The 23,907-nt window shown below is 59.3% G+C and carries 21 protein-coding genes; 5 read left to right on the forward strand and 16 right to left on the reverse strand.

Annotated features, from left to right (window positions below):
• Nucleotides 1-13 precede the first annotated feature (13 nt).
• Together ACZ5SR_RS05980 and ACZ5SR_RS05985 are read left to right on the forward strand one after the other, a co-directional pair.
• On the forward strand, nt 14-967 hold the full coding sequence (locus ACZ5SR_RS05980) for an NAD(P)H-dependent flavin oxidoreductase (RefSeq protein ID WP_464450647.1): 954 nt from the start codon (nt 14-16) through the stop codon (nt 965-967).
• A gap of 21 nt (nt 968-988) precedes the next feature.
• Nucleotides 989-2,152 (forward strand): acyltransferase family protein, encoded by a 1,164-nt coding sequence (locus ACZ5SR_RS05985; RefSeq protein ID WP_464450648.1) that lies wholly within the window; start codon nt 989-991, stop codon nt 2,150-2,152.
• 17 nt (nt 2,153-2,169) lie between these two features.
• On the opposite strand, the gene cphA is transcribed toward ACZ5SR_RS05985, so the two are convergent.
• From cphA to ACZ5SR_RS06000, 3 genes are read right to left on the reverse strand one after another with little or no spacing between them, the layout of a single operon-like run.
• Nucleotides 2,170-4,743, reverse strand: a complete 2,574-nt coding sequence (gene cphA / locus ACZ5SR_RS05990) for a cyanophycin synthetase (RefSeq protein WP_464450649.1) — start codon at nt 4,741-4,743, stop codon at nt 2,170-2,172.
• 47 nt (nt 4,744-4,790) lie between these two features.
• A complete protein-coding gene (locus ACZ5SR_RS05995; protein WP_464450650.1) occupies nt 4,791-6,965 on the reverse strand; it encodes a cyanophycin synthetase in 2,175 nt (724 codons plus the stop codon).
• Between the two features lie 34 nt (nt 6,966-6,999).
• Nucleotides 7,000-7,143 (reverse strand): hypothetical protein, encoded by a 144-nt coding sequence (locus ACZ5SR_RS06000; protein WP_464450651.1) that lies wholly within the window; start codon nt 7,141-7,143, stop codon nt 7,000-7,002.
• Here ACZ5SR_RS06000 and ACZ5SR_RS06005 point away from each other — a divergent pair.
• A complete protein-coding gene (locus ACZ5SR_RS06005; RefSeq protein WP_464450652.1) occupies nt 7,137-9,443 on the forward strand; it encodes a cyanophycin metabolism-associated ABC transporter in 2,307 nt (768 codons plus the stop codon). The genes ACZ5SR_RS06000 and ACZ5SR_RS06005 overlap by 7 nt on opposite strands.
• The gene (locus ACZ5SR_RS06010; protein ID WP_464450653.1) at nt 9,440-9,904 is read left to right on the forward strand and encodes a cyanophycin metabolism-associated DUF1854 family protein; all 465 of its coding nucleotides are present in this window, start codon (nt 9,440-9,442) and stop codon (nt 9,902-9,904) included. The genes ACZ5SR_RS06005 and ACZ5SR_RS06010 overlap by 4 nt, the downstream gene beginning before the upstream one ends.
• 6 nt (nt 9,905-9,910) lie before the next feature.
• Here the strand turns inward: ACZ5SR_RS06010 and ACZ5SR_RS06015 are convergent, their stop codons facing one another.
• The 7 genes from ACZ5SR_RS06015 to ACZ5SR_RS06045 form a co-directional block, all read right to left on the reverse strand.
• Complete coding sequence (locus ACZ5SR_RS06015; RefSeq protein ID WP_464450654.1) at nt 9,911-11,275, reverse strand: MBL fold metallo-hydrolase RNA specificity domain-containing protein; 1,365 nt, start codon at nt 11,273-11,275, stop codon at nt 9,911-9,913.
• Nucleotides 11,276-11,432: 157 nt separating this feature from the next.
• Nucleotides 11,433-12,575 (reverse strand): molecular chaperone DnaJ, encoded by a 1,143-nt coding sequence (gene dnaJ / locus ACZ5SR_RS06020; protein ID WP_464450655.1) that lies wholly within the window; start codon nt 12,573-12,575, stop codon nt 11,433-11,435.
• A 102-nt stretch (nt 12,576-12,677) separates the two neighbouring features.
• Nucleotides 12,678-14,603: a molecular chaperone DnaK gene (gene dnaK / locus ACZ5SR_RS06025; protein WP_464450656.1), complete on the reverse strand. Its 1,926-nt coding sequence runs from the start codon at nt 14,601-14,603 to the stop codon at nt 12,678-12,680.
• 88 nt (nt 14,604-14,691) lie between these two features.
• Entirely contained in the window at nt 14,692-15,240 is a 549-nt protein-coding gene (grpE, locus tag ACZ5SR_RS06030; protein ID WP_464450657.1) for a nucleotide exchange factor GrpE, read from the reverse strand.
• 74 nt (nt 15,241-15,314) lie between these two features.
• On the reverse strand, nt 15,315-16,034 hold the full coding sequence (locus ACZ5SR_RS06035; protein ID WP_464450658.1) for a hypothetical protein: 720 nt from the start codon (nt 16,032-16,034) through the stop codon (nt 15,315-15,317).
• Between the two features lie 9 nt (nt 16,035-16,043).
• Nucleotides 16,044-16,394 (reverse strand): FKBP-type peptidyl-prolyl cis-trans isomerase, encoded by a 351-nt coding sequence (locus tag ACZ5SR_RS06040; RefSeq protein ID WP_464450659.1) that lies wholly within the window; start codon nt 16,392-16,394, stop codon nt 16,044-16,046.
• A gap of 87 nt (nt 16,395-16,481) precedes the next feature.
• Nucleotides 16,482-17,654 (reverse strand): fumarylacetoacetate hydrolase family protein, encoded by a 1,173-nt coding sequence (locus ACZ5SR_RS06045; protein ID WP_464450660.1) that lies wholly within the window; start codon nt 17,652-17,654, stop codon nt 16,482-16,484.
• A 186-nt stretch (nt 17,655-17,840) separates the two neighbouring features.
• On the opposite strand from ACZ5SR_RS06045, the gene ACZ5SR_RS06050 reads away from it, so the two are divergent.
• Nucleotides 17,841-18,491: a YiaD family glycine zipper/OmpA-like lipoprotein gene (locus tag ACZ5SR_RS06050; RefSeq protein WP_464450661.1), complete on the forward strand. Its 651-nt coding sequence runs from the start codon at nt 17,841-17,843 to the stop codon at nt 18,489-18,491.
• Between the two features lie 43 nt (nt 18,492-18,534).
• Here the strand turns inward: ACZ5SR_RS06050 and ACZ5SR_RS06055 are convergent, their stop codons facing one another.
• The 6 genes from ACZ5SR_RS06055 to ACZ5SR_RS06080 all read right to left on the reverse strand — a co-directional run bounded on the left by ACZ5SR_RS06055 (nt 18,535) and on the right by ACZ5SR_RS06080 (nt 23,893).
• On the reverse strand, nt 18,535-19,020 hold the full coding sequence (locus tag ACZ5SR_RS06055; RefSeq protein ID WP_464450662.1) for a MarR family winged helix-turn-helix transcriptional regulator: 486 nt from the start codon (nt 19,018-19,020) through the stop codon (nt 18,535-18,537).
• A 108-nt stretch (nt 19,021-19,128) separates the two neighbouring features.
• Nucleotides 19,129-20,844, reverse strand: a complete 1,716-nt coding sequence (locus ACZ5SR_RS06060) for an acyl-CoA dehydrogenase family protein (protein WP_464450663.1) — start codon at nt 20,842-20,844, stop codon at nt 19,129-19,131.
• Nucleotides 20,845-20,921: 77 nt separating this feature from the next.
• Entirely contained in the window at nt 20,922-21,923 is a 1,002-nt protein-coding gene (locus ACZ5SR_RS06065; RefSeq protein ID WP_464450664.1) for a Bug family tripartite tricarboxylate transporter substrate binding protein, read from the reverse strand.
• 64 nt (nt 21,924-21,987) lie between these two features.
• Nucleotides 21,988-22,668 (reverse strand): flavin reductase family protein, encoded by a 681-nt coding sequence (locus ACZ5SR_RS06070; RefSeq protein WP_464450665.1) that lies wholly within the window; start codon nt 22,666-22,668, stop codon nt 21,988-21,990.
• A 16-nt stretch (nt 22,669-22,684) separates the two neighbouring features.
• Nucleotides 22,685-23,104, reverse strand: a complete 420-nt coding sequence (locus ACZ5SR_RS06075; RefSeq protein WP_464450666.1) for an acyl-CoA thioesterase — start codon at nt 23,102-23,104, stop codon at nt 22,685-22,687.
• A 9-nt stretch (nt 23,105-23,113) separates the two neighbouring features.
• Nucleotides 23,114-23,893: an SDR family NAD(P)-dependent oxidoreductase gene (locus tag ACZ5SR_RS06080; RefSeq protein ID WP_464450667.1), complete on the reverse strand. Its 780-nt coding sequence runs from the start codon at nt 23,891-23,893 to the stop codon at nt 23,114-23,116.
• Between the last annotated feature and the right edge of the window lie 14 nt (nt 23,894-23,907).

Consider the following 23,907-nt stretch of genomic DNA (forward strand, 5'->3'; position numbering starts at 1 on the left):
CTGAGGAGACCCTATGTCTAAATTGCCCCCAGTTCTCGCGAATTTACCTTTCCCCGCCATCGCTTCGCCACTGTTCATCATCAGCAACCCCAAGCTGGTGATTGAGCAGTGCAAGGCCGGTATCGTCGGTTCCATGCCCGCTTTGAACGCCCGCCCTGCAGCGCAACTCGAAGAGTGGTTGATTGAAATTACCGAAGCCCTGGCCGCCTACAACAAGGCCAATCCGGACAAGCCGGCTGCACCGTTTGCCATCAATCAGATCGTGCACAAGAGCAACGACCGCCTCGAGCACGACATGGCCATGTGCGTTAAGTACAAGGTGCCGATCATCATCACCTCGCTGGGTGCTCGCGAAGAAATCAATGCTGCAGCCCACAGCTACGGCGGTGTGGTGTTGCACGACATCATCAACAACAAGCACGCGCATAAAGCCATCGAAAAGGGCGCAGACGGCCTGATCGCCGTGGCCGCAGGTGCGGGCGGCCATGCTGGCGTCAAAAGCCCCTTTGCCTTGATTCAGGAAATCCGCCAGTGGTTCGACGGCCCGGTGGCTTTGTCGGGCTCGATTGCCACGGGTGATGCGATTTTGGCGGCCCAAGCCATGGGCGCGGATTTCGCCTACATCGGCTCGGCTTTCATTGCCACGACTGAAGCTCGTGCTGCCGAGGAGTACAAACAAGCCATCGTGGACAGCAACTCGGACGACATCGTCTATAGCAACCTGTTCACCGGTGTGCACGGCAATTACTTGGCGCCTTCCATCCGTGCAGCGGGTCTGGACCCCGAGAACCTGCCCGAGTCCGATCCGAGCAAGATGAACTTTGGTGGTGACGCCAAAAAAGCCTGGAAAGACATCTGGGGCTGCGGCCAGGGTATTGGTGCGATCCAGTCGGTGCAAAGCACAGCCGATCTGGTGGCCCAGTTCAAGGCCCAGTACCAAGCGGCCCGTGCACGCCTGGCCCTTTGATGGCCGTTGCCTGAGCCGCTCTTGTCCATCACAGTACAGCGCCCTTCGGGGCGTTCTTTTTTGATCGATGCGATCAAGGCCGCTGGCTGTTTGTTGATCGTGTTGCACCACATGGCGTTTTACGGACCCATGTCGGATGTGGTCGCCGTTGCCTGGCCGGCTATCGTGAACTGGCTTTACGATCACGGCCGTTTGGCGGTGCAGTTCTTCTTTGTGTGTGCGGGTTTTCTCACGGCAGGCAGTTTGGCGCGATACGCGTCGCTGGAATTGTCAGAGGCCTTGAAGCTGGTTTGGCAGCGCTATTTGCGCCTGGCCATTCCCTTGCTGGCTGCGCTGAGCTTCACAGTGCTGGTCACTGAATGGGTGCGTCCCGATTTTGAGCATGCCAGTTTGTCTGCGCCCCCTGATTGGGGCCAGGCTTTAGCGCACATCGTGCTCTTACAGCACGTGTTGGACTTGGAGGCCTTATCGGCGGGCATTTGGTATGTGGCCATTGACTTGCAGCTGTATGTGATGACCTTGCTCAGCCTGACGGTGGTCAAGGTCTTGGGCCCTCAACAGTCGCAATTTTCGGTGCAGGCTTGGCGTTGGGCCATTTGGTTGGGCTTGACCTGCGCATCCTTGTGGTGGTGGAACCTGCACCCTGATTTGGATGACTACGGGGTGTATTTCTTTGGTTCTTATGGTCTGGGGCTGCTGGCTTGGGAGGCCAGGCGGCGCATCAGTTTGCCGCTGGGCCCGGGCCAGCAGTGGCTTGTGTGGGCATTGGTGTTGGTGTTGGGCGGGGTGGCCTGGTGGCTAGAGCCGCGCTGGCGCTTGGCGGTGGCTTGGGTCATCGCCTGTTTTCTGATCGCTGTACCCGTCCGTTGGTTCACGGGTGAGGCGCTGCGTTTTTCAAGAGCGCTCCAGATGGTGCAGTGGTTGTCCAAGGTGTCTTATTCGGTTTTCCTGATCCATTTTGGGGTCAGCCTGGCTGTGAGTTCAGGGGTCTCGGCGCTGTGGCCTGAGTCCTTGTGGGCCAACGCGCTGGGCATGTTGACCTCACTGATGTTGTCACTGCTGTGTGGGGGGCTGCTCTATCGGCTGGTAGAGCGCCACACACCGACTTTGTGGCGGTGGTGGCTTTGGGCAGGGGTGTTCAAGGCCAGTGTGGCTTTGGCCCTCTTCATTAACCCCATGGCTTGAGGATGGTGGAGGGCAAGTCAGGCCCTTGAGGCTGTGACTTTCTCGGTGATGTAGGCCAATGCCTCCTCTACCTGGTCGATCAAGATCAGACACAAGTCGCCGGGTGACAGACGTGAGAGCGCTGTGTCGATGGCGTTGAACTCGCCCTGTATGTCTTGGACGTGCGTGGTGCGCGCAGCGCCTTGCAAGCCTTCGCGCAGCAAAGCAATCACTTCGCCGTCTTCTCGGCCGCGCTGGCAGGCGTCTTGGTAGAGCAAGACTTCATCAAAGGCTTGGCCCAGAATTTTGGTCTGATCGCGGATGTCTTGGTCGCGCCGATCGCCTGCGCCGCTGATGACCACTAGGCGTTTTTTGGCGGGCATGTTGTCCACCGCTTGAACCAGAGCCTGTATGGCATCCGGATTGTGGCCGTAATCGGCAATGAGGGTGGCACCACGGTAGTCAAACACATTGAAGCGGCCTGGCACGCCCTGGATGTCGCTGATGAACGTGGCCACGCCTTGGGCGATGGCCTCCCATGGCACGCCAACAGCCCAGGCCGCGCCGATGGATGCCATGACGTTTTCGGTCTGGAAGCCGATTTGGCCTTGACGCGTGATCGGCACTTGGGACAGCGGAATACGGAAGACTTGTTTGCCTTTTTGGGCCACGATGTGGCCGTCTTCGGTGAACACCACACGTTTGCCTTGGGCGCGGTGTGTGGCCAGTACGGGCTGGTTGCCATCGAGTGCGAAAAAGGTGACATCGCCAGGGCAGTGGGGTGCCATGAAGGCCACTGCCGGATCGGCGGCATTGAGCACAGCCATGCCGTTTTGAGCCACGTTGAGAACGATCACCCGTTTGAGGACGGAGAGATCTTCCAGTGTCGTGATGTAGTTCAGGCCGAGGTGGTCACCGCCGCCCAAATTGGTCACGATGGCCACGTTGCAGCGGTCAAAGGCCAGACCCTCGCGCAGCAGACCACCACGGGCGGTCTCAAATACGGCCGCGTCCACATCGGGGTGCATCAGCACGTTGCGGGCACTGCGCGGGCCACTGCAGTCGCCCGAGTCGGTTTGGCGGCCATTGACGTAAACGCCATCGGTGTTGGTCATGCCGACGCGCAGCCCTTGGGCCTTGAGCAGATGCGCCGTCAGGCGAACAGTGGTGGTTTTGCCGTTGGTGCCGGTGACCGCAATCACGGGAATGCGGCCAGTGGCACCGCCCGGAAACATTTGGTCGATCACAGCATTGCCCACGTCACGGCCCTTGCCGTAAGACGGGCTGATGTGCATGCGCAAACCCGGGGCTGCATTGACTTCCACGATGCCGCCGTTTTGCTCTTCCAAGGGGCGCAGCACGGATTCGCAGACCACATCCACACCGCAAATATCAAGGCCCACCATTTGGGCTGCTTCCACGACCCGCGAGGCCACTTCGGGATGGACGTCGTCGGTCACATCCGTAGCACTGCCGCCAGTCGACAGGTTGGCGTTGTTGCGCAAAATCACGCGGCGGCCTTTTTCGGGAACCGATTCGGGCTCCAGGTCTTGGGCGTGCAGACGACCAATGGCGATGTCATCGAAACGGATTTTGGTCAGCGAGGTGGAGTGACCCGTCCCGCGGCGGGGGTCGGCGTTCACCAGGTCCACCAGCTGACGCACCGTGTGCTTGCCGTCACCGACCACCAGCGGAGGCTCACGGCGGGCTGCAGCGATCAGCTTGTTGCCCACCACCAGCAGGCGGTAATCGTGGCCAGGCAAGAACTTTTCAACCATGACGGTGCCATATCGGACCGCCGTGGCATAGGCATTGTCGAAAGCCGTGCGTTCGGTGATGTTGACCGTGACGCCTTTGCCTTGGTTGCCGTCCTGTGGTTTGACCACTACGGGCAGACCGATGTCCAGTGCGATGGCCCAGGCTTCGTCTGGGGACTTAGCCGGACGGCCCAAAGGAACGGGCACACCCGCCGAATGCAGCAGTTTTTTGGTCAGATCTTTGTCTTGCGCAATGGATTCGGCGATCGCACTGGTGGAATCGATCTCTGCTGCTTGGATGCGTCGCTGCTGAGAGCCCCAGCCAAACTGCACCAAACTGCCATCGGTCAGGCGTCGGAATGGAATTCCGCGAGCCACTGCCGCGTCCACGATCGAGCCTGTGGAGGGCCCTAAGCGAACATCTTCGTCCAGTTCGTGAAGTTGAGACAGCGCGTTTTCCAAGTCAAAGCCGTGTGAAGCCATGGCTGCATTGCACAGCTGCTCTGCCAGCTCAAGCGCAAGGCGTCCCACGGACTCTTCAGAGTACTGCACCACGACTTGGTAAACGCCAGTTTCTTCTGTGGCCGTGGTCCGGCTGAAGGTCACAGGGCATCCCGCGTGGGCTTGCAAGGCCAAGGTCACTTTTTCGAGTGCATGCGCCATGGAAGGAGCTTGCCCCGGGCGGGTGCCCTCGATGGGGCCGACTTCAGGAAAGATACGGCGAAGGCGCTGTTCGATGGGGTGATTGGCAGCCAGGCTTCGTTCAGCCTCGGAGCAGGTCACGATGGCTTCAATGGCCGTGTGACGGCTCCACAAATTGGGGCCGCGCAGTGCGCGAATTCTTGACACTTCCATGAACCAGTATTCCAGTGATGCGGTAAGGCCGAAGGGCTCGTCGGGTGTTAGTGAGAGGTATTCTGGCCGAAGCTTTTGACGCCGGCACGAATCAAGTCCGTGCTGATGTCCAAAGCCCATGCCACGCTGGCGGCGATCAATATGTCGTTGGTGCTCAGCTTGCCGTCTTGCAACACACGTGCCACGGCGGGACGTTTTGCCGACAGCACCAACGACTCGCGCTGACCTTCGCTCAGGACCAGTTGTCCGTCACGCCAGAATGCCACGCGGCCGCCTTCGGCCCGGTGCGTTGCAAGTGTCGTGTTGTTTTCGTCGTCGGCATAGAAGATCACGCTGCCATCGCAGTAACTGGAGAGCTCCGCGACTTGCGCATCGCCTGCATTGAGAACAGCGGTGCCATGGGGCAAGACCACGTCGATTTGCGTGCGCACGTAAGTGGGCATTTTTTCGTCACTGCCTGGATACAGGTTATCCAGACCTTGGGCCTTGGGCATGCGTGTGACGACGCCGACCTGGCAGCGGTCGTAGGGCAAACCTTCGGCCAACAGATGCCGAACATCGCTCTCGAACACGGCCGTTTGAACAGAGCGGCTGATCAAAAGACGTTGGGCGTTGTCCCAATCCATGCCACCCTGGCTTTGCAGCTGGCGCTGGTTCATGAATAAGCCATCCGCACAGGCCAAGCCTGTGTAGAGACCTTTGAGGTGCAGCAGCCAAGCGACCAGTCTGGCCGGGCGGGTGGTGTCGCCGTCGCCCATCAGGCCCACCACCGGAATGCGGCCGGTCTCAGCAGTCTTGAACAAATGGTTGGCAATCGCTTGGCCCACTGGACGGGGTTGCCCCACAGCCGGTTTGAGGTGCATCAGCAAACCGGGGCCAGCATTGACTTCGACAATGGCACCCCCTTGAGCGGCCAATGGCTGGGAGATGTTTTGTGCCACCAGATCGACACCGGCGATGTCCAGGCCCACTACGCGTGCGGCCAACACAGCTTGCGCAGCGACTTCGGGGTGAACTTCATCGGTCACATCGAGGGCCATGTTGCCTGTGCGCATGATCAATACGGTGCGGCCTTTATCGGGCACGCTGTCGGCCGTCAGGCCCTGGCGTTTGAGTTCCAGCACCGAAGTGGTGTGCTCGTCAAGTCGAATGGTGTCGAGTGGAAAGTCTTCTTCTTCGCCACGGCGAGGGTCTGAGTTGATCTGCAACTCGATGAGCTCGGCTACGGTGTGGACGCCATCGCCCACCACGCTGGCAGTTTCTCCTTTGTTGGCGGCTGCCACATGGTCGCCGACCACCAGCAGGCGGTGTTCTTCGCCCCTTATGAAGCTTTCTACTATGACTTCGCTGCCTTCTGCCAAGGCAATGTCGTAGGCGGCTTCGATGTCCTCTTGTTTGGAAAGTTCCAGAGAAACGCCACGGGCATGGTTGCCATCGGTAGGTTTAACGCACACGGGCAAACCAATGTCCTGCGCAGCAGCCCAGGCAGCAGCTGGGCTGTCCACGATTTGGCCGGAGGGCACGGGCACGCCACACATGCTGAGCAGTTGCTTGGTCAGGTCCTTGTCTTTGGAAATGCCTTCTGCGATGGCGCTGGTGCGGTCGGTTTCAGCTGTCCAAATTCTGCGCTGTTGTGCGCCGTGGCCCAGTTGCACCAGGTTGCCATCGTTCAGACGGATAGCGGGAATGCCTCTTTCGCCCGCCGCGTCCACGATGCTGGCCGTGCTGGGGCCAATGCACAGGCTGTCGACCATCTGCTTGAGACGGTTGATTTCAGCCTGCACGTCAAAGGGGTGGCCTTCAATGGCGGCCAAAATCAGGTCGCGCGCGGTTTCGAGTGCACTGCGGCTGACGGCGTCATGGCGGGTGCGGATGACAACTTTGTAGACGCCCCGGGGACCGGCTTCTCGGGCTTTGCCAAAGCCGGTTTGCATACCGGCCTGGGTTTGCAGTTCCAGTGCCACGTGTTCAAGCACATGACCTGCCCAAGTGCCTTGCGCCAATCGCTGCAAAAAGCCGCCACGTTCACCGACGCTGCAGCGGTGCTCGATGAGACCCGGCAACATGGCCGTCAGACGTTCGTTGAAGCCTGGCAAGGTGTTGGATGGGGCGTCTTCCAGGTCGCCGATGTCGACCAGCGCCTCCATGACAGGACGATAGGTCCAGATGTTGGGCCCGCGCAAATGGGTCATGCGCAGAAATTGGATGTTTTTGGCGTTCATGCGTGAAAAGGTCGGCTATACAATGACCCGCCCATCATGGCGCTGGTAGATTGCTCTGGATTTTTGTAAACACATGGGCAGTTCGGGTGCAGTCGTGGGCGACATCAATGGTTGTATTTTTTGTCTCGTCGGCCGCCTTGGTCGTTCGAGTCGCTTCCGGTTCATCTTTCAATGACATCAACTTCTTCTTTGGCCACTGTATCCCGTCAGGTTTTGCCTGACGCTTGGCAGGTTGAAGTCCATTCTTGTCTGCAACCTGATGAAAACGCAACAGCCTGGCTGGAGGTTGACCTTGACAGCAGCTTACGATTTGCCAAAAGTGCCATCATTTTGACCGATCGGCGGGTCTTATCCCGGCTCGAAGGCGAAAAAAACTGGTCCAGCTGGGCTTTGCAGCCGGGTTTGGTCCTGAAACTCACGGACCATGCCGGCGTGGGCTGTTTGACCATGAGCAATGCCGCAGGTCAGTTGGCGGTGTGGCGTTTCACCCTGGGCTTGCAGGCCGCTGTGGCCCGATGGGTTGCACAGTTCGAAAGCCAATTGGCCCAATGGGGCAACGCCGAACAGGGAAACCCCCTTCAAAGCGTGCTGTCAGGTTCTGTCTGTCCGGTCTGTCAGACGGTCATGAGCGAAGAAGACGAAGACTGCCCCAGCTGCGGCCGGGAGGATCTGGCCCCCCCTTCGACTTGGACACTGTTCAAGCTTTGGCGCTTTGCCCGTCCCTACCAACGCTCGCTTTTGGCCGGCTTTTTACTCACCTTGGCGGCCACTGCCGCCACCTTGGTGCCGCCTTATCTGACCATGCCCTTGATGGATGACATTCTCATCCCCTACCAAAACGGCAAGGCCATTGATCCTGGCCTGGTATCGCTTTATTTGCTGGGTTTGCTCGGTTCGGCACTGCTGGCCTGGGGTCTGGGCTGGGCCAAGACCTACATCCTGGCCTTGGTGTCCGAGCGTATCGGCTCCGATTTGCGCACCACCACCTATGAACATTTGCTCAAGCTCTCGCTGGAGTATTTTGGTGGGCGTCGCACGGGTGATTTGATCGCACGCATCGGCAGTGAAACCGACCGCATCAACGTGTTCTTGTCACTGCACCTGCTGGACTTTGCCACCGACGTGCTGATGATTTTGATGACGGCCATCATCTTGTTCACCATCAACCCGACCTTGGCGTTGGTGACTTTGTTGCCGCTACCCTTCATTGGCTGGTTGATTCATGTGGTGCGCGAAAAATTACGTACCGGATTCGAGAAAATCGACCGCGTCTGGGCCGAGGTGACCAATGTGCTGACCGACACCATCCCCGGCATCCGAGTGGTTAAAGCCTTTGCGCAGGAAGACCGCGAAGCCCAGCGTTTCAAGGACGCCAACAAGCACAACTTGCAGGTCAACGACCGGCTCAACCGCGTCTGGTCGCTGTTCTCGCCCACCGTGACGCTGATGACCGAAATTGGCTTGCTGGTGGTCTGGGGGTTTGGCATTTGGCTGGTGTCGGATGACCAGATCACAGTCGGTGTATTGACCGCATTTTTGGCCTACATCGGACGCTTTTACAGCCGACTAGATGCCATGAGCCGGATTGTCTCGAACACCCAAAAAGCAGCAGCGGGGGCCAAGCGGATTTTTGACATTCTCGATCACGTCTCCAGCGTTCCAGAAGCGGTGAACCCTGTGGCTTTGCCGTCTCAGGTGCAAGGCCGTATCACGGTGCGTGATGCGGGCTTTCGCTATGGCAACCGCGCGGTGATTCGCCAGCTCAACCTCGACATCCAACCAGGCCAGATGATCGGTTTGGTCGGCCACAGTGGATCGGGCAAGAGCACGCTGGTCAACCTGATCTGCCGCTTTTATGACCTGTGTGATGGCGTCATCGAGCTCGATGGCACAGACATCCGCCAGCTCAAAGTGGCTGACTACCGCCGCCAGATTGGCCTGGTACTGCAAGAGCCGTTTTTGTTCTTTGGCACGATTGCCGACAACATCGCTTATGGCAAGCCTGAGGCGACCCGCGAAGAAATTGTGGCAGCTGCCCGCGCGGCGCATGCCCATGAGTTCATCCTGCGCATGCCGCAAGGCTATGACTCGCTGGTGGGTGAGCGAGGCCAGGGTTTGTCGGGGGGCGAGCGACAGCGTATCTCGATCGCCCGAGCCTTGCTGATCAACCCGCGAATCCTCATTCTGGATGAGGCCACCTCGGCGGTGGACACCGAGACTGAAAAAGAAATTCAGCGTGCGCTGGATAACTTGGTTCGTGGCCGCACCACCATCGCCATCGCGCACCGTTTGTCCACATTACGCAAAGCCGATCGACTGGTGGTCATGGACAAAGGTGTGGTGGTGGAAGAGGGCACGCACGATGCGCTCATCGAAGCCCAAGGTGCTTACTGGCGCTTGTACGAAGCGCAGCAGAGGCAGGCCGAGGCTGAGGCGGTGTTGGGTGGCAGCGACGAGGACAAGAAGGTGAGCGCATGAACCCCTTTGATTTGCAACGTGATGCCTTTGGCCGCTGGGTGCTGCAGATGCCCGATGGCACACGCCATACCTCGGTGACCGCCTTGCGGGCTTATCCGGTGTCTGCCCCTGACGAAGGGGTGGCGCTGATGGATGCCGATGGTCACGAGATCTTTTGGATCGATGCCCTGAACCAGCTGGCGCCAGCTTTGTATTCGCAGGTCATTCAAGCCCTGAACGAGCGGGAGTTTTTGCCCGAGATCCTTCAATTAACCGATGTCAGCAGTTTTGCCACGCCCAGCACTTGGTCGGTTCTCACCGACCGGGGCAGCACGCAGTTTTTGCTCAAGGGTGAAGAAGACATCCGGCGTTTGACGGGCACAGTGCTGCTGATCAACGACGCCAATGGGGTGCAGTTCATGATCCGTGACTTGGCGGCCATGGACAAACATTCGCGCAAGCTGCTCGACCGTTTTCTCTGAGTGATTTCAAAGGGGCCAGACTGAACCCTGCTCGGGCACCAGGGCGCGCCATTTGATCTCGTGCTCGATGCGCTGGCGCAGCATGTCGGACGCTTCTCGCTCACCGTGCACCACATACACCTGCCCAGGAGCGCTGGGCATTTTGTGCAGCCAACTCAGCAGCTGGTTGGCGTCGGCATGGGCCGAGGCCGATTCAATTTGTGCCACTTCTGCCCGCACCGCCACATCCTGCGCATGGATGCGGATGGTGTTGCGGCCACTGGCCAAGGCTGCCCCGCGTGTGCCTGGTGCCTGATAACCCGTCAAGATGATCATGTTGCGGTGGTCGCCCGCGTATTGCGCCAGGTGGTGCAGCACACGTCCACCCGTGGCCATGCCGCTGGCCGCCAAGATCACCATGGGGCCATGCCGGTGCAACAGTGATTTGGACTGCTCCGGTGTTTCGAGCATGGTGGCCACATGGTCCATGTTGCGAACTTCCTGTGCGTTCAGGCGGTGTTCCCCGGGGTGGCGCTCAAACAGAGCGGTGGTGTGGATCGCCATCGGGCTGTCCAGAAAAATCGGCAGGCCTTTGGGAATCTCTCCTGCAGCCTTGAGCTGCGCAATGGTGTGCAGCACAGCCTGCGCCCGCCCCACGGCAAACACCGGCACCACGGCAACGCCGCCGCGCGCAGCCAATTTTTTCAGGAGCGGCCCGAGTTCCTCAAACAACTTTTCCTTGGGGTGTTGACGGTCGCCATAAGTGGATTCGATCAAGACCGTGTCGGCCTGTGGCGGCGGCTCGGGTGGGTTCATGAGCGGGTCATCGGGGCGACCCAAATCGCCAGAAAAGAGGATGCGTCGCCCAGCCACATCAAGCAGCAAACTGGCCGCACCCAGAATGTGCCCTGCAGGCTGAAAACGGGCCTTCCAGCCGCGAATCGGCTCAAACCACTGACCTTGATGCTCTGCGTGCAATTGTTTGAGGCTCTGAATGGCCTCTTGCTTGGTGTACAGCGGCAGTGCCGGAGCATGTTTGGAAAAGCCGTGTCGGTTTGCAAAAAACGCATCTTCTTCCTGGATGTGCCCGCTGTCGGGTAGCAAGATGCTGGCCAGATCACAGGTGGCCGAAGTGGCGTGCACCCGGCCTCGAAAACCGTTTTTGACCAGCAAAGGCAAGTACCCGCTGTGGTCTAGGTGCGCATGCGTCAGCACCACGGCATCGATGTGCGCGGGGTTGGCAGGCAGTGGATTCCAGTTGCGCAGGCGCAGTTGTTTGTAACCCTGAAACAAGCCGCAATCGACCAGCAAACGTTTCTGGTTGTGTTCGAGCAGGTATTTGGAGCCGGTGACGGTGTCGGCTCCTCCGAGGAAGGTGATGGTGGCGCTCATGCGTGAGATGCTGCGCCGAAAACCAAGCCTCCAGATTGATCAGAGTCAAACAACCACCAAAGTGGAAGAGGAGCTGCGGCGGGTGACGATTTTTGCGTACCCGCCATGAGGAACCCACCGCAGCTCCTCTCGCACGGCCAAGCGGGTTAAAGCAGATTCAAGCCCCGAAGAAGCCTTTGAGCTTGTCGGTCCAGCTCTCTCCACTGGGCTGGTGTTTGCCACCGCCTTTGGAGAGCGACTCCTCAAACTCCTTGAGCAACTTTTTCTGGTGCTCGGTGAGCTTGACCGGCGTTTCCACCGTGATGTGGCAATACAGGTCGCCCGGGTAGCTGCCTCGCACGCCCTTGATGCCCTTGCCACGCAAGCGGAACTGCTTGCCGGTTTGGGTGCCTTCGGGGATGTCGATGGCCGCTTTGCCGCCCAGCGTGGGCACTTCGATCTCGCCACCCAATGCCGCTTTGGAAAAGCTGATTGGCACTGCGCAATGCAAGTCGTCACCATCGCGCTCAAAGATGTCGTGCTTTTTCAGGCGGATCTCGATGAACAAGTCGCCCGGTGGCCCGCCATTGGTACCCGGCTCGCCATTGCCCGCGCTGCGAATGCGCATGCCGTCGTCGATGCCGGCTGGAATTTTGACTTCCAGTGTTTTTTGTTTCTTGACCTTGCCTTGCCCGTGGCAAGTGCCGCAAGGGTCGGGGATGATCTTGCCCGTGCCTCGGCAGTGCGGGCAGGTTTGCTGCACGCTGAAAAAGCCTTGGCGCATTTGCACTTGGCCTTGGCCGTGGCAAGTGCCGCAGGCTTTGGCGCTGGTGCCCGGTTTGGCCCCGGAGCCGTGGCAGGTGTCGCATTCGTCCCAGCTGGGGATACGCAGCTGCGAGTCCTTGCCGTTGGCCGCTTCTTCGAGCGAGATTTCCATCGCATAGCTCAGGTCAGCGCCACGGAAGACTTGGCGTCCACCGCCACGACCGCCACGTCCCTGGCCGCCAAAAATGTCGCCGAAGATGTCGCCAAACGCATCACCAAAGCCACCAAAGCCCTCGGCACCGCCGCGCATATTCGGGTCAACCCCGGCATGGCCGTGCTGGTCGTAAGCCGCGCGTTTTTGTGCGTCCGACAGCATTTCGTAGGCCTCTTTGACCTCCTTGAATTTGCCCTCGGCTTCTTTCGCTTTGGCGTCTTCACCCTGGTTGCGGTCAGGGTGGTACTTCATCGCCAGTTTGCGATAAGCCTTTTTGATGTCCTCGTCCGAGGCGTTTTTGGCAACGCCCAGCACTTCGTAAAAATCTCGTTTTGTCGCCATGGGGCAAATCCAACCGTTAGAACAAGAACGCCGCGAAGGCGATTCAGGCATCTGAATCAGCTTGCGCGGCGGGACTGCGGCCAGGCCGCAGAGAGTGGGGTGTTAGCCCTTTTTGACTTCCTTGACTTCAGCGTCCACCACATTGTCGTCTTGTGGCTTGGCTTCTGCACCGCCGGCGGCAGCACCCGCAGCGGCTTGCTGCGCTTGCATGTCGGCATAGACCTTTTCGCCCAGCTTTTGGCTGGCGGTCATCAGGGCTTCGGTTTTGGCTTCGATGGCGTCTTTGTCTTCGCCCTTCAAAACTTCTTCCAATTCCTTGGCGGCAGCTTCGATGGCTTCTTTTTCTGCCGCTTCGATTTTGTCGCCGTGCTCGGTCAGGCTCTTTTTCACGCTGTGCACAGCCGCTTCACCAGCGTTGCGCGCTTGCACCAGTTCCAGCTTTTTCTTGTCTTCGTCGGCGTTCAGCTCAGCGTCTTTCACCATCTGCTGAATTTCGGCTTCGGACAGACCGGAGTTGGCCTTGATCGTGATCTTGTTCTCTTTGCCTGTGCCTTTGTCTTTGGCACCCACATGCAAGATGCCGTTGGCGTCGATGTCAAAAGACACTTCGATCTGGGGCGTGCCGCGAGCTGCGGGTGGAATGCCTTCCAGGTTGAACTCGCCCAGCGCCTTGTTGCCGCTGGCAATTTCGCGCTCACCCTGGAACACTTTGATCGTCACAGCCGGCTGGTTGTCTTCGGCAGTCGAGAAGGTCTGTGCAAACTTGGTTGGGATGGTCGTGTTCTTGGTGATCATCTTGGTCATCACGCCACCCATGGTCTCGATGCCCAAAGACAGGGGGGTCACGTCGAGCAACAACACGTCGGTGCGGTCGCCAGACAACACTTGACCTTGAATCGCAGCGCCCACGGCCACGGCTTCGTCAGGGTTCACGTCCTTGCGTGGCTCCTTGCCGAAGAACTCTTTGACCTTTTCTTGCACCTTGGGCATGCGGGACATGCCGCCGACCAAGATGATGTCGTCGATCTCGCCGACCGACACGCCCGCGTCCTTGATGGCCATGCGGCAAGGGGCGATGGTGCGCTCGATCAGCTCTTCCACCAACTGCTCCAGCTTGGCGCGGGTCAGCTTGATGTTCAGGTGCTTTGGGCCTGTGGCATCGGCCGTGATGTACGGCAAATTGACGTCGGTGGCCGCAGAGCTGGACAACTCGATCTTGGCCTTTTCAGCGGCTTCTTTCAGGCGCTGCAGGGCCAAAACGTCTTTGGCCAGATCCACGCCGGATTCTTTCTTGAACTCGGTGATGATGTGGTCAATGATGCGCTGGTCAAAGTCTTCACCGCCCAAGAAGGTGTCGCCGTTGGTGGACAACACTTCGAACTGCTTCTCGCCATCCACGTCCGCGATTTCGATGATGGACACGTCGAATGTGCCGCCACCCAAGTCATACACGGCGATCTTGCGGTCGCCCTTTTCTTGCTTGTCCAAGCCAAAAGCCAAGGCTGCAGCAGTGGGCTCGTTGATGATGCGCTTGACGTCCAAACCGGCAATGCGACCAGCGTCTTTGGTGGCTTGGCGCTGTGCGTCGTTGAAGTAAGCGGGCACCGTGATCACGGCCTCGGTCACTTCTTCGCCGAGGTAGTCTTCGGCGGTTTTCTTCATCTTGCGCAGAATTTCAGCGCTGATCTGTGGCGGGGCCAATTTGTTGCCGCGCACTTCCACCCAGGCGTCGCCGTTGTCGGCTTTGGCGATGGTGTAAGGCATCAGGTCGATGTCTTTTTGGACTTCTTTTTCGGCGAACTTGCGGCCGATCAGGCGCTTGACCGCGTACAAAGTGTTACGTGGGTTGGTGACCGCTTGGCGCTTGGCGGATGCGCCGACCAAGATTTCACCGTCTTCTTGGTACGCAATGATCGACGGGGTGGTGCGAGCGCCTTCAGCGTTTTCGATCACTTTGGTCGTGTTGCCTTCCATGATGGCCACGCACGAGTTGGTGGTGCCCAAGTCAATACCGATGATTCTTCCCATTTTGATACTCCGAAATTGGTTAAAAGTGCAATGTTTGGCAGTTGAGGCGGCTGGGACGTTTTTCAAGTCCCCTTGCGCCAAAAAGGTTTTATTTAGGGGCGGTCACCGTCACCAAAGCTGGGCGCAGCACCCGGTCGGCAATGGAATAACCCTTTTGCAACACGCTGACCACGGTGTTGGGTTCCTGCTCGGCAGGCACCACGCTGATCGCTTGGTGGTGGTGCGGGTCGAACTTGGTGCCCGCAGGGGGGGCAATTTCGACCACTTTGTTGCGCTCCAGTGCGCTTTTGAGCTGGCGCAGCGTCGCCTCAGAGCCTTCGCGAATTTGCTCAAGCGTCACATTGGGGATGGCTAAACCTGCTTCCAGGCTGTCGAGCACGGGTAGAAGGCTGTCTGCAAAACCCTCCACGGCAAATTTGCGAGCCTTGGCGATTTCGTCGTCGGCCCGGCGGCGGGCGTTTTGCACATCCGCCTGGGCGCGCAGGTACTGGTCGGCCAGATCGGCGTTTTGCGCCTTCAGGTTGGCCAGCTCGGCTTGGGCATCGGCCAAAGGGTCGAGTGACTGGACTGACTCAGCGGCTGTTGACGGCTCTTCGGCGGGGTTGCCTTGGGGAATAGGTTGGGAAGTTTCAGACATTTTTTGACGTTTTTCAATGATTTAAAGCAGTTGGGGGTGCCAATCCCTGTTTTCAAGAGGGGTTCTCTGAAAATTCAGTGCACCCAATGGATTCTTTTGGCTTCTTTGGTGTTCAGAAATTTCTGGAGGCGCTCATAGGGCAGCACCACGTTCCCATAGCAGGCCCGGACCACATGGGCGCCTGCGTACATCACGTGCAAACCCTGGACACCCAGCCCAATCGTGTCTTTTTCGATCAACTGGATGTCGTCTTGCTGGAGTACGGGTATGCAGTCGTCGTCTTTTTTGATCGGCTTTCGCTCTGCGATCAAGGCCTCTCGGATCATTTTGCGAATGGCCGGACGAAATTCCTCGCCATAGCGACCTTTGCGTGAAATGGCGTAAAGCCTCAACGGGTCGTATCGCTTGCCGGTCGTGAGGTCAAATACCACCGCATTTTCGGCAAATGAAGGATAGGGACCACCGCAATAAATGTTCAACAGACTGGCCACGGCGTAGATTCGCGAAGAATCAAGCAGCACTTCGTAGCGAAGATTGAACTCCACTGCGACGGGTGAATTTTTCTCGCGGGCCTTGATTTGCGCCACGTCTTTGGCACATTCCTTGGCCAATTGAGCTTGCTCCTTATCCCACGCGGCCAGACTGCGTGCCAGAGTTGACGTGACCGGCAAGGCTTTGGGCCTCGGAATGGGTTCAATGTGAGGTGCTTGGGCCCATGCAGAGCTCAAGCCCATCCAGACGCAAGCTGTGAGCGCGATGGGCGTGAGTCGCCTGGTGGCTACAGTCAACGCCATCGCTGGGCGTTATTCGACAGCCAACAACTCAACGTCAAATTTCAAAGTGGCATTGGGCGGGATCACGCCGCCAGCGCCGCGTGCGCCATAGCCCAATTCCGCCGGGATGATCAGGGTGCGCTGACCGCCCACCTTCATGCCCGCCACGCCTTCGTCCCAGCCCTTGATGACCATGCCTGCACCCAAGCCGAATACGAAGGGGTCGCGGCGGTCGCGGCTCGAATCGAACTTGGCGCCTTGTTGGCCGTCCTTGTATAGCCAGCCTGTGTAGTGCACGGTAACGTCTTGGCCCGCTGTGGCGACTTCGCCTTCGCCGACAACGGTGTCTTCGTATTGCAGGCCGGAGGGGGTGGTGTTCATGAGGGACATCCTGTTTGAGAGTGCCCGGTGCCGTTGGTGGGTCTCCGGGGTGTGGAAAACTCAAAATTATGCCAGCCCCGCCAAGCTTCAATTACTTACTTGGCGTTTGGCCAGATCGTGCATCAGTGCGCCCACACCATAGGTCCACGCCGGCGCCTGATCCGAGGTGGTGACTTGGTTGACCAAGGTGCCCAGCTTCGGGGTGGAAATGCTGACCACATCGCCGACCACATGGGTGAAGCCCTGGCCGGGACCATGGCGGTCTTGGGTGGGGGCGAACATGGTGCCCAAAAACAGCAGCATGCCGTCCGGGTACTGGTGGTACTTGCCCATGGCCTGACCCACCAAATCGAGTGGGTCGCGGCTGATCTGGCTCAGGGCGCTGCTGCCTTGCATCACAAAGCCCTCGGGACCTTGCACTTTCAGGCTCAAATCACACTCGCGCACATCATCAATGTTGAAGTGGTCGTCAAACAGACGGATGAAGGGGCCGATGGCGCAGCTGGCGTTATTGTCTTTGGCTTTGCCCAGCAGCAAGGCGCTTCGGCCCTCAAAGTCGCGAAGGTTCACGTCGTTGCCCAAGGTGGCACCGACCACTTCGCCGCGTGAATTGGCCGCCAGCACGATTTCGGGTTCGGGGTTGTTCCACCGGCTGCCCGGGTGCAGGCCAACCAGTGCCCCTGGGCCGACCGCGCTCATGGGTTGCGCCTTGGTGAAGATTTCAGCGTCCGGGCCAATGCCTACCTCCAAGTATTGCGACCACATGCCCTGAGCCAGCAACACCTCCTTGAGGCGAGCCGATTCGGGCGAGCCAGGCACCACGCTGCGCAGGTTGTCGCCAATGACCGCCACCACCGCCTGGCGCACGGCTTCCGCGCGGCTGGCGTCTCCCCGAGCTTGTTCTTCGATCACGCGTTCGAGCATGCTCGCGACAAAGGTCACGCCTGCTGCCTTGACCGCTTGCAGGTCGCACGGTGCCAAAAACCAGGGCTTGGTTTGGTCACGTGATGCTCCGTTGCTGTTGGTCATCACGGCTGCTGTGTTGGCCAGAGGGCTGGCCTGACCTGAGCTGATGCATTGCCTGACGCGGTTTGCCACATGGTCTTGTTCAAGCAACTCGCTGCAGGTGAGCGCCAGGCTGGACAGATCCAGCACTTTGTCTGGCGTGACCGCGACCAGGATCGGACCGATGTTGGGTTGCCAGAGTCGGCCGATCAACAGGGCGTTTTCAGAGAGAAGGGGCAATGCAGAGGTGTTCATGATGGAGGTGTCCAAATCAGTTCTTTTGATCTTGCCAGAACTTGACGATGGTTGGCTGTCGCGAACAGGCGTATTGATGAAGCCGTTAAGGGGGGATGAAATGGGGCACAAATGTGTGCGTTGCAGCACGTTCATGGGCCGAGTTTGATCTTAGAGTGGTTCGTCTCGATTGAAAGGATTTTCCAGATGAACATGATGACTTCATTCAAATCAGTGGGCACCTTGACCTGCGCATTGGCCATCTTGCTCACCGGATGTTCAACGATGACGTCAGAGCAAAAGGGGGCTGGTACAGGAGCCGTGATTGGTGCAGTGGCCGGACAAATATTGGGCCGTGACACCAAGTCCACCGCCATTGGGGCTGGCTTGGGCGCCTTGGGCGGCTATGTCTGGTCCAAAAGCATGGAGGACAAGAAGCGGGCCATGGAGCAAGCCACCGCCGGAACCGGCACAGTGGTGACGCAGACCGCTGACAATCAGCTCAAACTCAGCATTCCCAGTGATATCTCGTTCGATTCAGGTCGAACTGAAATCCGGTCAAATTTACGTCCAATTTTGGACCAGTTTGCACAAGGCTTGAGCCAACAACCCAGTATGGAGGTGCGGATCGTGGGGCATACAGACAGCACGGGCAGCGATGCTGTCAACAACCCCCTTTCGGTGAACCGGGCGCAAAGTGCCCGCGATTACTTGGTGTCACGCGGGGTGAACAGCAGCCGAATGAGTATCGATGGACGCGGTTCTCACGAGCCGATCGCTGACAACAGCACCGAATCAGGCCGGGCCCGAAATCGCCGTATTGACATTTTCCTGGCCGAGTGGGCTACAGGACGTTGAGAAGGGGTTGATCAGGCCGAGTCCGCACTTTCGCACAGAGATTTCAAAGGTAAATTTTTTGCAGCAAAGCCAGCAGTGTTTTGCGCTGGGCCGGCGTGAGCTTGGCTGTTTTTTCGATTTCCAGCTCGGTGGCCGTTTGCTCGGCTTGCACCATCAAGTCATGACCTTTGGGGGTGGCGTGCAGCCCCACGGCGCGGCCGTCATGTGGGTGCGGTTTGCGTTCGATCAGGCCGCGTGACTCCAGTGACTGGATCAGGCCCACCAGGTTGGGGGGTAAGAGGTTGAGCGTGGCGCACAACTGGCGCGAGGTCACGCCCGGGTTGTGACAGATGGTGGACATGACCGAAAAATCCACCGGCTTCAAACCATAAGGGGCCAGGCGCTCCAGAAACAGCTCGATGATGCTCAGCGCGGCACGGCGGGCGTTGTAGCCCATCAGGGTTTGCAGGTAAGCCGTGTCCACCGTGTCCACCGCATGCGTCGTGGACTTTGGGGACGCCGGCCTCTCGCGGCGAGTCTTGGCGCTCATGGGCTGGGCCGGTGCATCGGGCAGAGATGTGCCGGTCTCGGTGGCCTTTGGCCTAGGAGTCTTCGTTGTCGGTTGGGTTCGCATGTGGGCGCGGTGGTTTCGGCGCGATTATGCCGCCACGCACTGCTGCACGATGATGAAGCTGCGCATCTGGAACTCGGGCAGCGCCCAGCTGCGAAGGGCTTGGGCTGGAGCATGCCAGCGGGTGTCGGCGTTGGGCGTGTCGGCGTCCACACCTGCTTCGATGCGCAGCCAGGCCCAGTCCATCAACACCAGCGCCACGGCACGCAAATAGTCGTCGGCCACGCGGTAGGCGAGCGCCGCGTCTTTGGGCGCAGCCTGCACAATTTGCTGTGTGACGGCGCGCAGAGTCTGGATGCGGGCTTGGGCGGGTGTGCTGGCTTGGGCTGACTTGGGCAGGTCCGCTGCGATGGTGTCCAGCAGCGCGTTCATGCCGGTGCCGCCATCGGCCAGCACCTTGCGCACCAAGAGATCAATGGCCTGAATCTCGTTGGTGCCTTCGTAAATCATGGCCACGCGGGCGTCGCGCACAATTTGCTCAATCCCCCATTCGCGCACATAGCCGTGGCCACCGAACACCTGCAGACAGTCGCTGCCGCCGTGAAAGGCCTGATGGGTGAACACCGATTTCATGACCGGCGTGACGAGCGCACACCAGCGCTGTGCGGCGGCTTGGGTGTTGGCATCGGCACTGTGTTTGATCAGATCGAGTTCGAGCGCGGTGCGGTAAGCCAGCACGCGACCTGCATCGACCCAGGCTCGCTGCGTATCCAGAATGCGGCGCATGGCGGGGTGCTCACCAATCAGGTCGGCTTCTCCGGCGGTTTTACCTTTGCCCGGGGCACGCATCTGGCGGCGCTCTTGTGCATAGGCATCGGCCTTCTGCCAAGCAGCGTCCAGCAGGCCAATGCCTTGCAAAGCCACATGCAGGCGGGCTGCATTCATCATCACGAACATCGCGCCCAAGCCCTTACCGGGCTCGCCCACTATGGAAGAGACCGCTTCGTCAAAACGCATCACGCAGGTGGGGCTGCCGTGCAGGCCCATTTTTTCTTCGATGCGGTCGCAATGCACACGGCTGCGGGAGCCGTCGGGGTAAAACTTGGGGACCAAAAACAGCGACAGGCCTTTGGGGCCGGGTGGTGCATCGGGCAGGCGTGCCAACACCAAGTGCACGATGTTGTCGCTCAGATCGTGTTCACCGCCCGAGATGAAAATTTTGGTGCCACTGACGGCGTAGTTCCCGTCAGGCAGGGGCACGGCTTTGGTACGGGCTAAGCCCAAGTCAGAGCCGGCGTGGGGCTCGGTCAGGCACATGGTGGCCAGCCATTCGCCGGTGGCCACTTTCTCTAAATACTGTGCTTTCAGCTCATCGCTGGCGTGGTGCTTGATGCACTCGTAAGCACCGTGCAACAGGCCGGGTGCCATGGTCCAGCCGTGGTTAGCAGCCGAAAGCATTTCATAGAGCATGGCTTCGAGCACGCTGGGCAGGCCCTGGCCGCCGTCTTCGGTGCTGGAGGCCAACGCAGGCCAGCCCGACTGCCAAAAGGATTGGTAGGCCGCTTTGAAACCGGGCGGCATGGTGACCGCGCCGTCTTTCCATTGGGCACCGATTTCGTCACCGTCGCGGTTGAGTGGGGCGATCACTTCACCCACAAACTTGCCCGCTTCATCCAGCACTTGCTGCATCAGGTCCGCGTCCACCTCGGCAAATGCGGGCAGAGATTGCAGTTGAGCAGGTGCGTTCAAGACGCGGGACAGCAGAAACTGCATGTCGTCGGTGCGGGGTTGGTAGGCGTTCATGAATGTCTTGTGCTCAATGGAAAAAATCCGGCGCTACCGTCAAGCGGCGCCGGACAACACGGTATCCGTGTGCTGGATCAGGAGTCGACGCTGAAGCCGATGCGCTTGATCAGCGGACCCCAGCGCTCGAGTTCCACTTGGGAGCTCTTGAGTTGGTCAGCGGCAGAGCCGCCAAACGGAATCAGACCGACCACGGTCAAAGCGTCTTGCACGCCCTTGTCCTTCAGGGCAGCATTGATCGCCGTGTTGGCCGCTTGGATCACGTTGGCGGGTGTTTTGGCGGGCGCGTAAAAACCGAACCACTCTTCCACGGTCAACTCGGGGAAGCCTTGCTCGGCAAAGGTGGCCACGTCAGGTACAAAAGGCGAACGGGTTTTGCCCGAGGTGGCCAAGATGCGCATCTTGCCGGCTTTGTGGTTGGCGATGAAGTCGCCGTGTGGGGTGAACATGCAGGCAATCTGGCCGCCGACCACATCGGTCACACCGGGCACCGAGCCGCGGTAGGGCACATGTTTGAACTCGAAGTTCTGATTCAGGCCGAGCAACGCGCCGATGAAGTGAGGCGTGGAGCCTGCAGCGGGCGAGCCGTAACTGGCTTGTGCGGGGTTGGCTTTGGCCCAGGCGATGAAGTCTTTCACGTTTTTGACGCTGGCGGGCACCATGGGACCCACGGCGAAACCGTGGTGAATCATGGAGGCGGTGCCCACAGGGGTGAAGTCTTCAAAAGGCTTGTATTGCAGGTTTTTGAAGATGTGGGGGTACAGCGAGATGGCCGAGAACGGCGTCATAGCCAACACCGAGCCGTCGGCCGGTGCGCTTTTCAGCAAGTTCAGGGCAATCTGGCCGCCAGCGCCTGGCTTGCTGTCAATGATGCCGGCGTTCTTGCTGTAGGGTGTGCCGCCAAATTTTTCTGCCACGCGACGCGCGCAGATGTCGCCCGAGCTGCCAGGGGGGAAGCCGTAGAGCACTTTGACTTGCTCAATGGGCAAGCCGCTTTGCGCCCAAGCTTGCTGGAAAGCGGTGCTGCCCAGAACGGCAGCACCGATGGTGGATTGAATGAATTCACGACGGTTGGTCATGCTTGTCTCCTCTTTGGGGTGGTTAAAAAACGGGTTGAAGAAAGGGGTTGATGGGGCGGATTTTTTATGGCTGAGAGGACTTCGCGGCTTTGTCTGCCGAGCCTTCCAGTCCGGCGAGCAAAGCTTTGCTGTTGCCTGGGATGACCATCTGAAATTGGTTTTCGACAAAGGTGTAGTCGTAGTAACCCATGCGCGCCAGGGGTTGGATTTTGAGCACATCGATCAGGCCTTGGCCGTTGATGACTTCGTCGTCGATGTGGATGGCCACCACGCGGCCAAACACCACATCGGCTGTGCCCATGGGGGGCTTGCCGGGAAAGCGCAGGCTGTTCAAGTACACGCACTCGAACTGGATGGGCGAGCCCTTGACGCGCATGGGCTTGACCAAACGGCTGGGCAGTTTGGTGAGGCCTGCGCGCTCGAACTCGTCCACGCCATGAGGCACTTCTTCGGCCGAGATGTTGACCGCATCGCGCAGCGTATAGGTGGCCATGTTCCAGACGAACTCACCCGTTTGTTCGGCGTTGCGCACCGAGTCCTTGCGCTCGCCTTGGGTGGTCTGGTTGGCGCTGAACATGACGATGGGCGGATCAAAGGTCACGTTCTGGAACTGGCTGTAAGGCGCCAGGTTGTGGCGGCCTTGTGCGTCTACAGTCGAGATCCAACCGATCGGGCGCGGAATCACGCACGACTTGAACGGGTCGTGCGGCAAGCCATGGGGGGTGACACCGGGTTCGTAGTACATGGTGGAGCGCCTGCGATCAGCTGCACAAAGCCTTGATGTCCTCGGGCACCGGAATGGCCTTGATGCGGTCCGGGTCTTCGGGGTGCTTGATGCAAAAGGCACGCACCTCGGTGCCTTCACACAGCACCGTGTCGCCGCGCATCACGACGTGCTTGTGTACAAAAACCTTGTCTCGCCACTCTTGAACACTGGTGTGCACCTGAATGGTTTCGCCATAGGTGGCGGGGCGGATGAACTTGGTGTTGATCTCCAAGAGCGGCGTGCCGATGATGCCGCGCGTCTTGACCAGCTCGCGCCAAGGCAGCACGCCGCACTTGACGAAGAAGTTCAGCGATGAAGCGTCCATCCATTTGGAGAAGTTGGGGAAGAACACGATGCCTGCGGGATCGCAGTCACCGAACATCACTTGTACTTCGTAGACAACTGTTTTGCTCATGGGGATCTCTTAACGGGGGGCCATGCGCAGTGCGCCGTCCAGACGAATGACTTCGCCGTTCAGGTGGTCGTTGTTGACGATGTGGCAAGCGAGTTCGGCAAATTCGCTGGGCTTGCCCAGACGAGCCGGGAAGGGGATGCTGGCGGCCAGTGATTGCTGCACGGGTTCGGGCAATCCCTTGAGCAAGGGCGTCGAGAACAGACCGGGGGCGATGGTGCAGACACGAATCCCGTGTTGCGCTAAGTCGCGGGCCATGGGCAGTGTCATGCCGACCACACCGGCCTTGGAGGCGCTGTAGGCTTGCTGGCCAACCTGCCCGTCAAATGCTGCGACCGAGGCGGTGAAGACCATGACGCCACGGGCGCCATCATTCTCACCATCCTTTTCCATCGGGTCCAACTTGCTGCAGGCCTCGGCAAACAAACGCGCCGCGTTGTAGGTGCCGATCAGGTTGACGTTGATCACCTTGGCAAACTCTTCAAGTGGCGCTGCCTTGCCGTCTTTGCCGACCACACGTTTGGCGGTGCCAATGCCCGCAATTTGCATCAGGATGCGGGCCGGGCCGTGCACGGCAGCAGCGGTCTCGATGGCATGCTGCATGCTGTCCGGATCGCTCACATTGCAGTGCACCGCAACGCCACCAATGTCGGCTGCCACGCGCTCGGCGTTGGCCATGTTGAGGTCGAGCACCGCAACCTTCGCGCCCAGACGGGCCAATTCGCGGGCCGTGGCCTCGCCCAAACCGGAGCCACCGCCGGTGACCAGAGCTGCTTGTCCTTGGATGTTCATGTCAGTTCCTTTTT

The organism is Limnohabitans sp. TEGF002 (assembly GCF_055395845.1).

What these genes read in the sequence shown, in the direction of transcription:
- ACZ5SR_RS05980 (WP_464450647.1), top strand. Translation starts at nt 14, where the DNA reads ATGTCTAAATTGCCCCCAGTTCTCGCGAATTTACCTTTCCCCGCCATC.
- cphA (WP_464450649.1), bottom strand. Translation starts at nt 4,743, where the DNA reads ATGGAAGTGTCAAGAATTCGCGCACTGCGCGGCCCCAATTTGTGGAGC.
- ACZ5SR_RS05995 (WP_464450650.1), bottom strand. Translation starts at nt 6,965, where the DNA reads ATGAACGCCAAAAACATCCAATTTCTGCGCATGACCCATTTGCGCGGG.
- ACZ5SR_RS06005 (WP_464450652.1), top strand. Translation starts at nt 7,137, where the DNA reads ATGACATCAACTTCTTCTTTGGCCACTGTATCCCGTCAGGTTTTGCCT.
- ACZ5SR_RS06000 (WP_464450651.1), bottom strand. Translation starts at nt 7,143, where the DNA reads ATGTCATTGAAAGATGAACCGGAAGCGACTCGAACGACCAAGGCGGCC.
- ACZ5SR_RS06010 (WP_464450653.1), top strand. Translation starts at nt 9,440, where the DNA reads ATGAACCCCTTTGATTTGCAACGTGATGCCTTTGGCCGCTGGGTGCTG.
- ACZ5SR_RS06015 (WP_464450654.1), bottom strand. Translation starts at nt 11,275, where the DNA reads ATGAGCGCCACCATCACCTTCCTCGGAGGAGCCGACACCGTCACCGGC.
- dnaJ (WP_464450655.1), bottom strand. Translation starts at nt 12,575, where the DNA reads ATGGCGACAAAACGAGATTTTTACGAAGTGCTGGGCGTTGCCAAAAAC.
- dnaK (WP_464450656.1), bottom strand. Translation starts at nt 14,603, where the DNA reads ATGGGAAGAATCATCGGTATTGACTTGGGCACCACCAACTCGTGCGTG.
- grpE (WP_464450657.1), bottom strand. Translation starts at nt 15,240, where the DNA reads ATGTCTGAAACTTCCCAACCTATTCCCCAAGGCAACCCCGCCGAAGAG.
- ACZ5SR_RS06035 (WP_464450658.1), bottom strand. Translation starts at nt 16,034, where the DNA reads ATGGCGTTGACTGTAGCCACCAGGCGACTCACGCCCATCGCGCTCACA.
- ACZ5SR_RS06040 (WP_464450659.1), bottom strand. Translation starts at nt 16,394, where the DNA reads ATGAACACCACCCCCTCCGGCCTGCAATACGAAGACACCGTTGTCGGC.
- ACZ5SR_RS06045 (WP_464450660.1), bottom strand. Translation starts at nt 17,654, where the DNA reads ATGAACACCTCTGCATTGCCCCTTCTCTCTGAAAACGCCCTGTTGATC.
- ACZ5SR_RS06050 (WP_464450661.1), top strand. Translation starts at nt 17,841, where the DNA reads ATGAACATGATGACTTCATTCAAATCAGTGGGCACCTTGACCTGCGCA.
- ACZ5SR_RS06055 (WP_464450662.1), bottom strand. Translation starts at nt 19,020, where the DNA reads ATGAGCGCCAAGACTCGCCGCGAGAGGCCGGCGTCCCCAAAGTCCACG.
- ACZ5SR_RS06060 (WP_464450663.1), bottom strand. Translation starts at nt 20,844, where the DNA reads ATGAACGCCTACCAACCCCGCACCGACGACATGCAGTTTCTGCTGTCC.
- ACZ5SR_RS06065 (WP_464450664.1), bottom strand. Translation starts at nt 21,923, where the DNA reads ATGACCAACCGTCGTGAATTCATTCAATCCACCATCGGTGCTGCCGTT.
- ACZ5SR_RS06070 (WP_464450665.1), bottom strand. Translation starts at nt 22,668, where the DNA reads ATGTACTACGAACCCGGTGTCACCCCCCATGGCTTGCCGCACGACCCG.
- ACZ5SR_RS06075 (WP_464450666.1), bottom strand. Translation starts at nt 23,104, where the DNA reads ATGAGCAAAACAGTTGTCTACGAAGTACAAGTGATGTTCGGTGACTGC.
- ACZ5SR_RS06080 (WP_464450667.1), bottom strand. Translation starts at nt 23,893, where the DNA reads ATGAACATCCAAGGACAAGCAGCTCTGGTCACCGGCGGTGGCTCCGGT.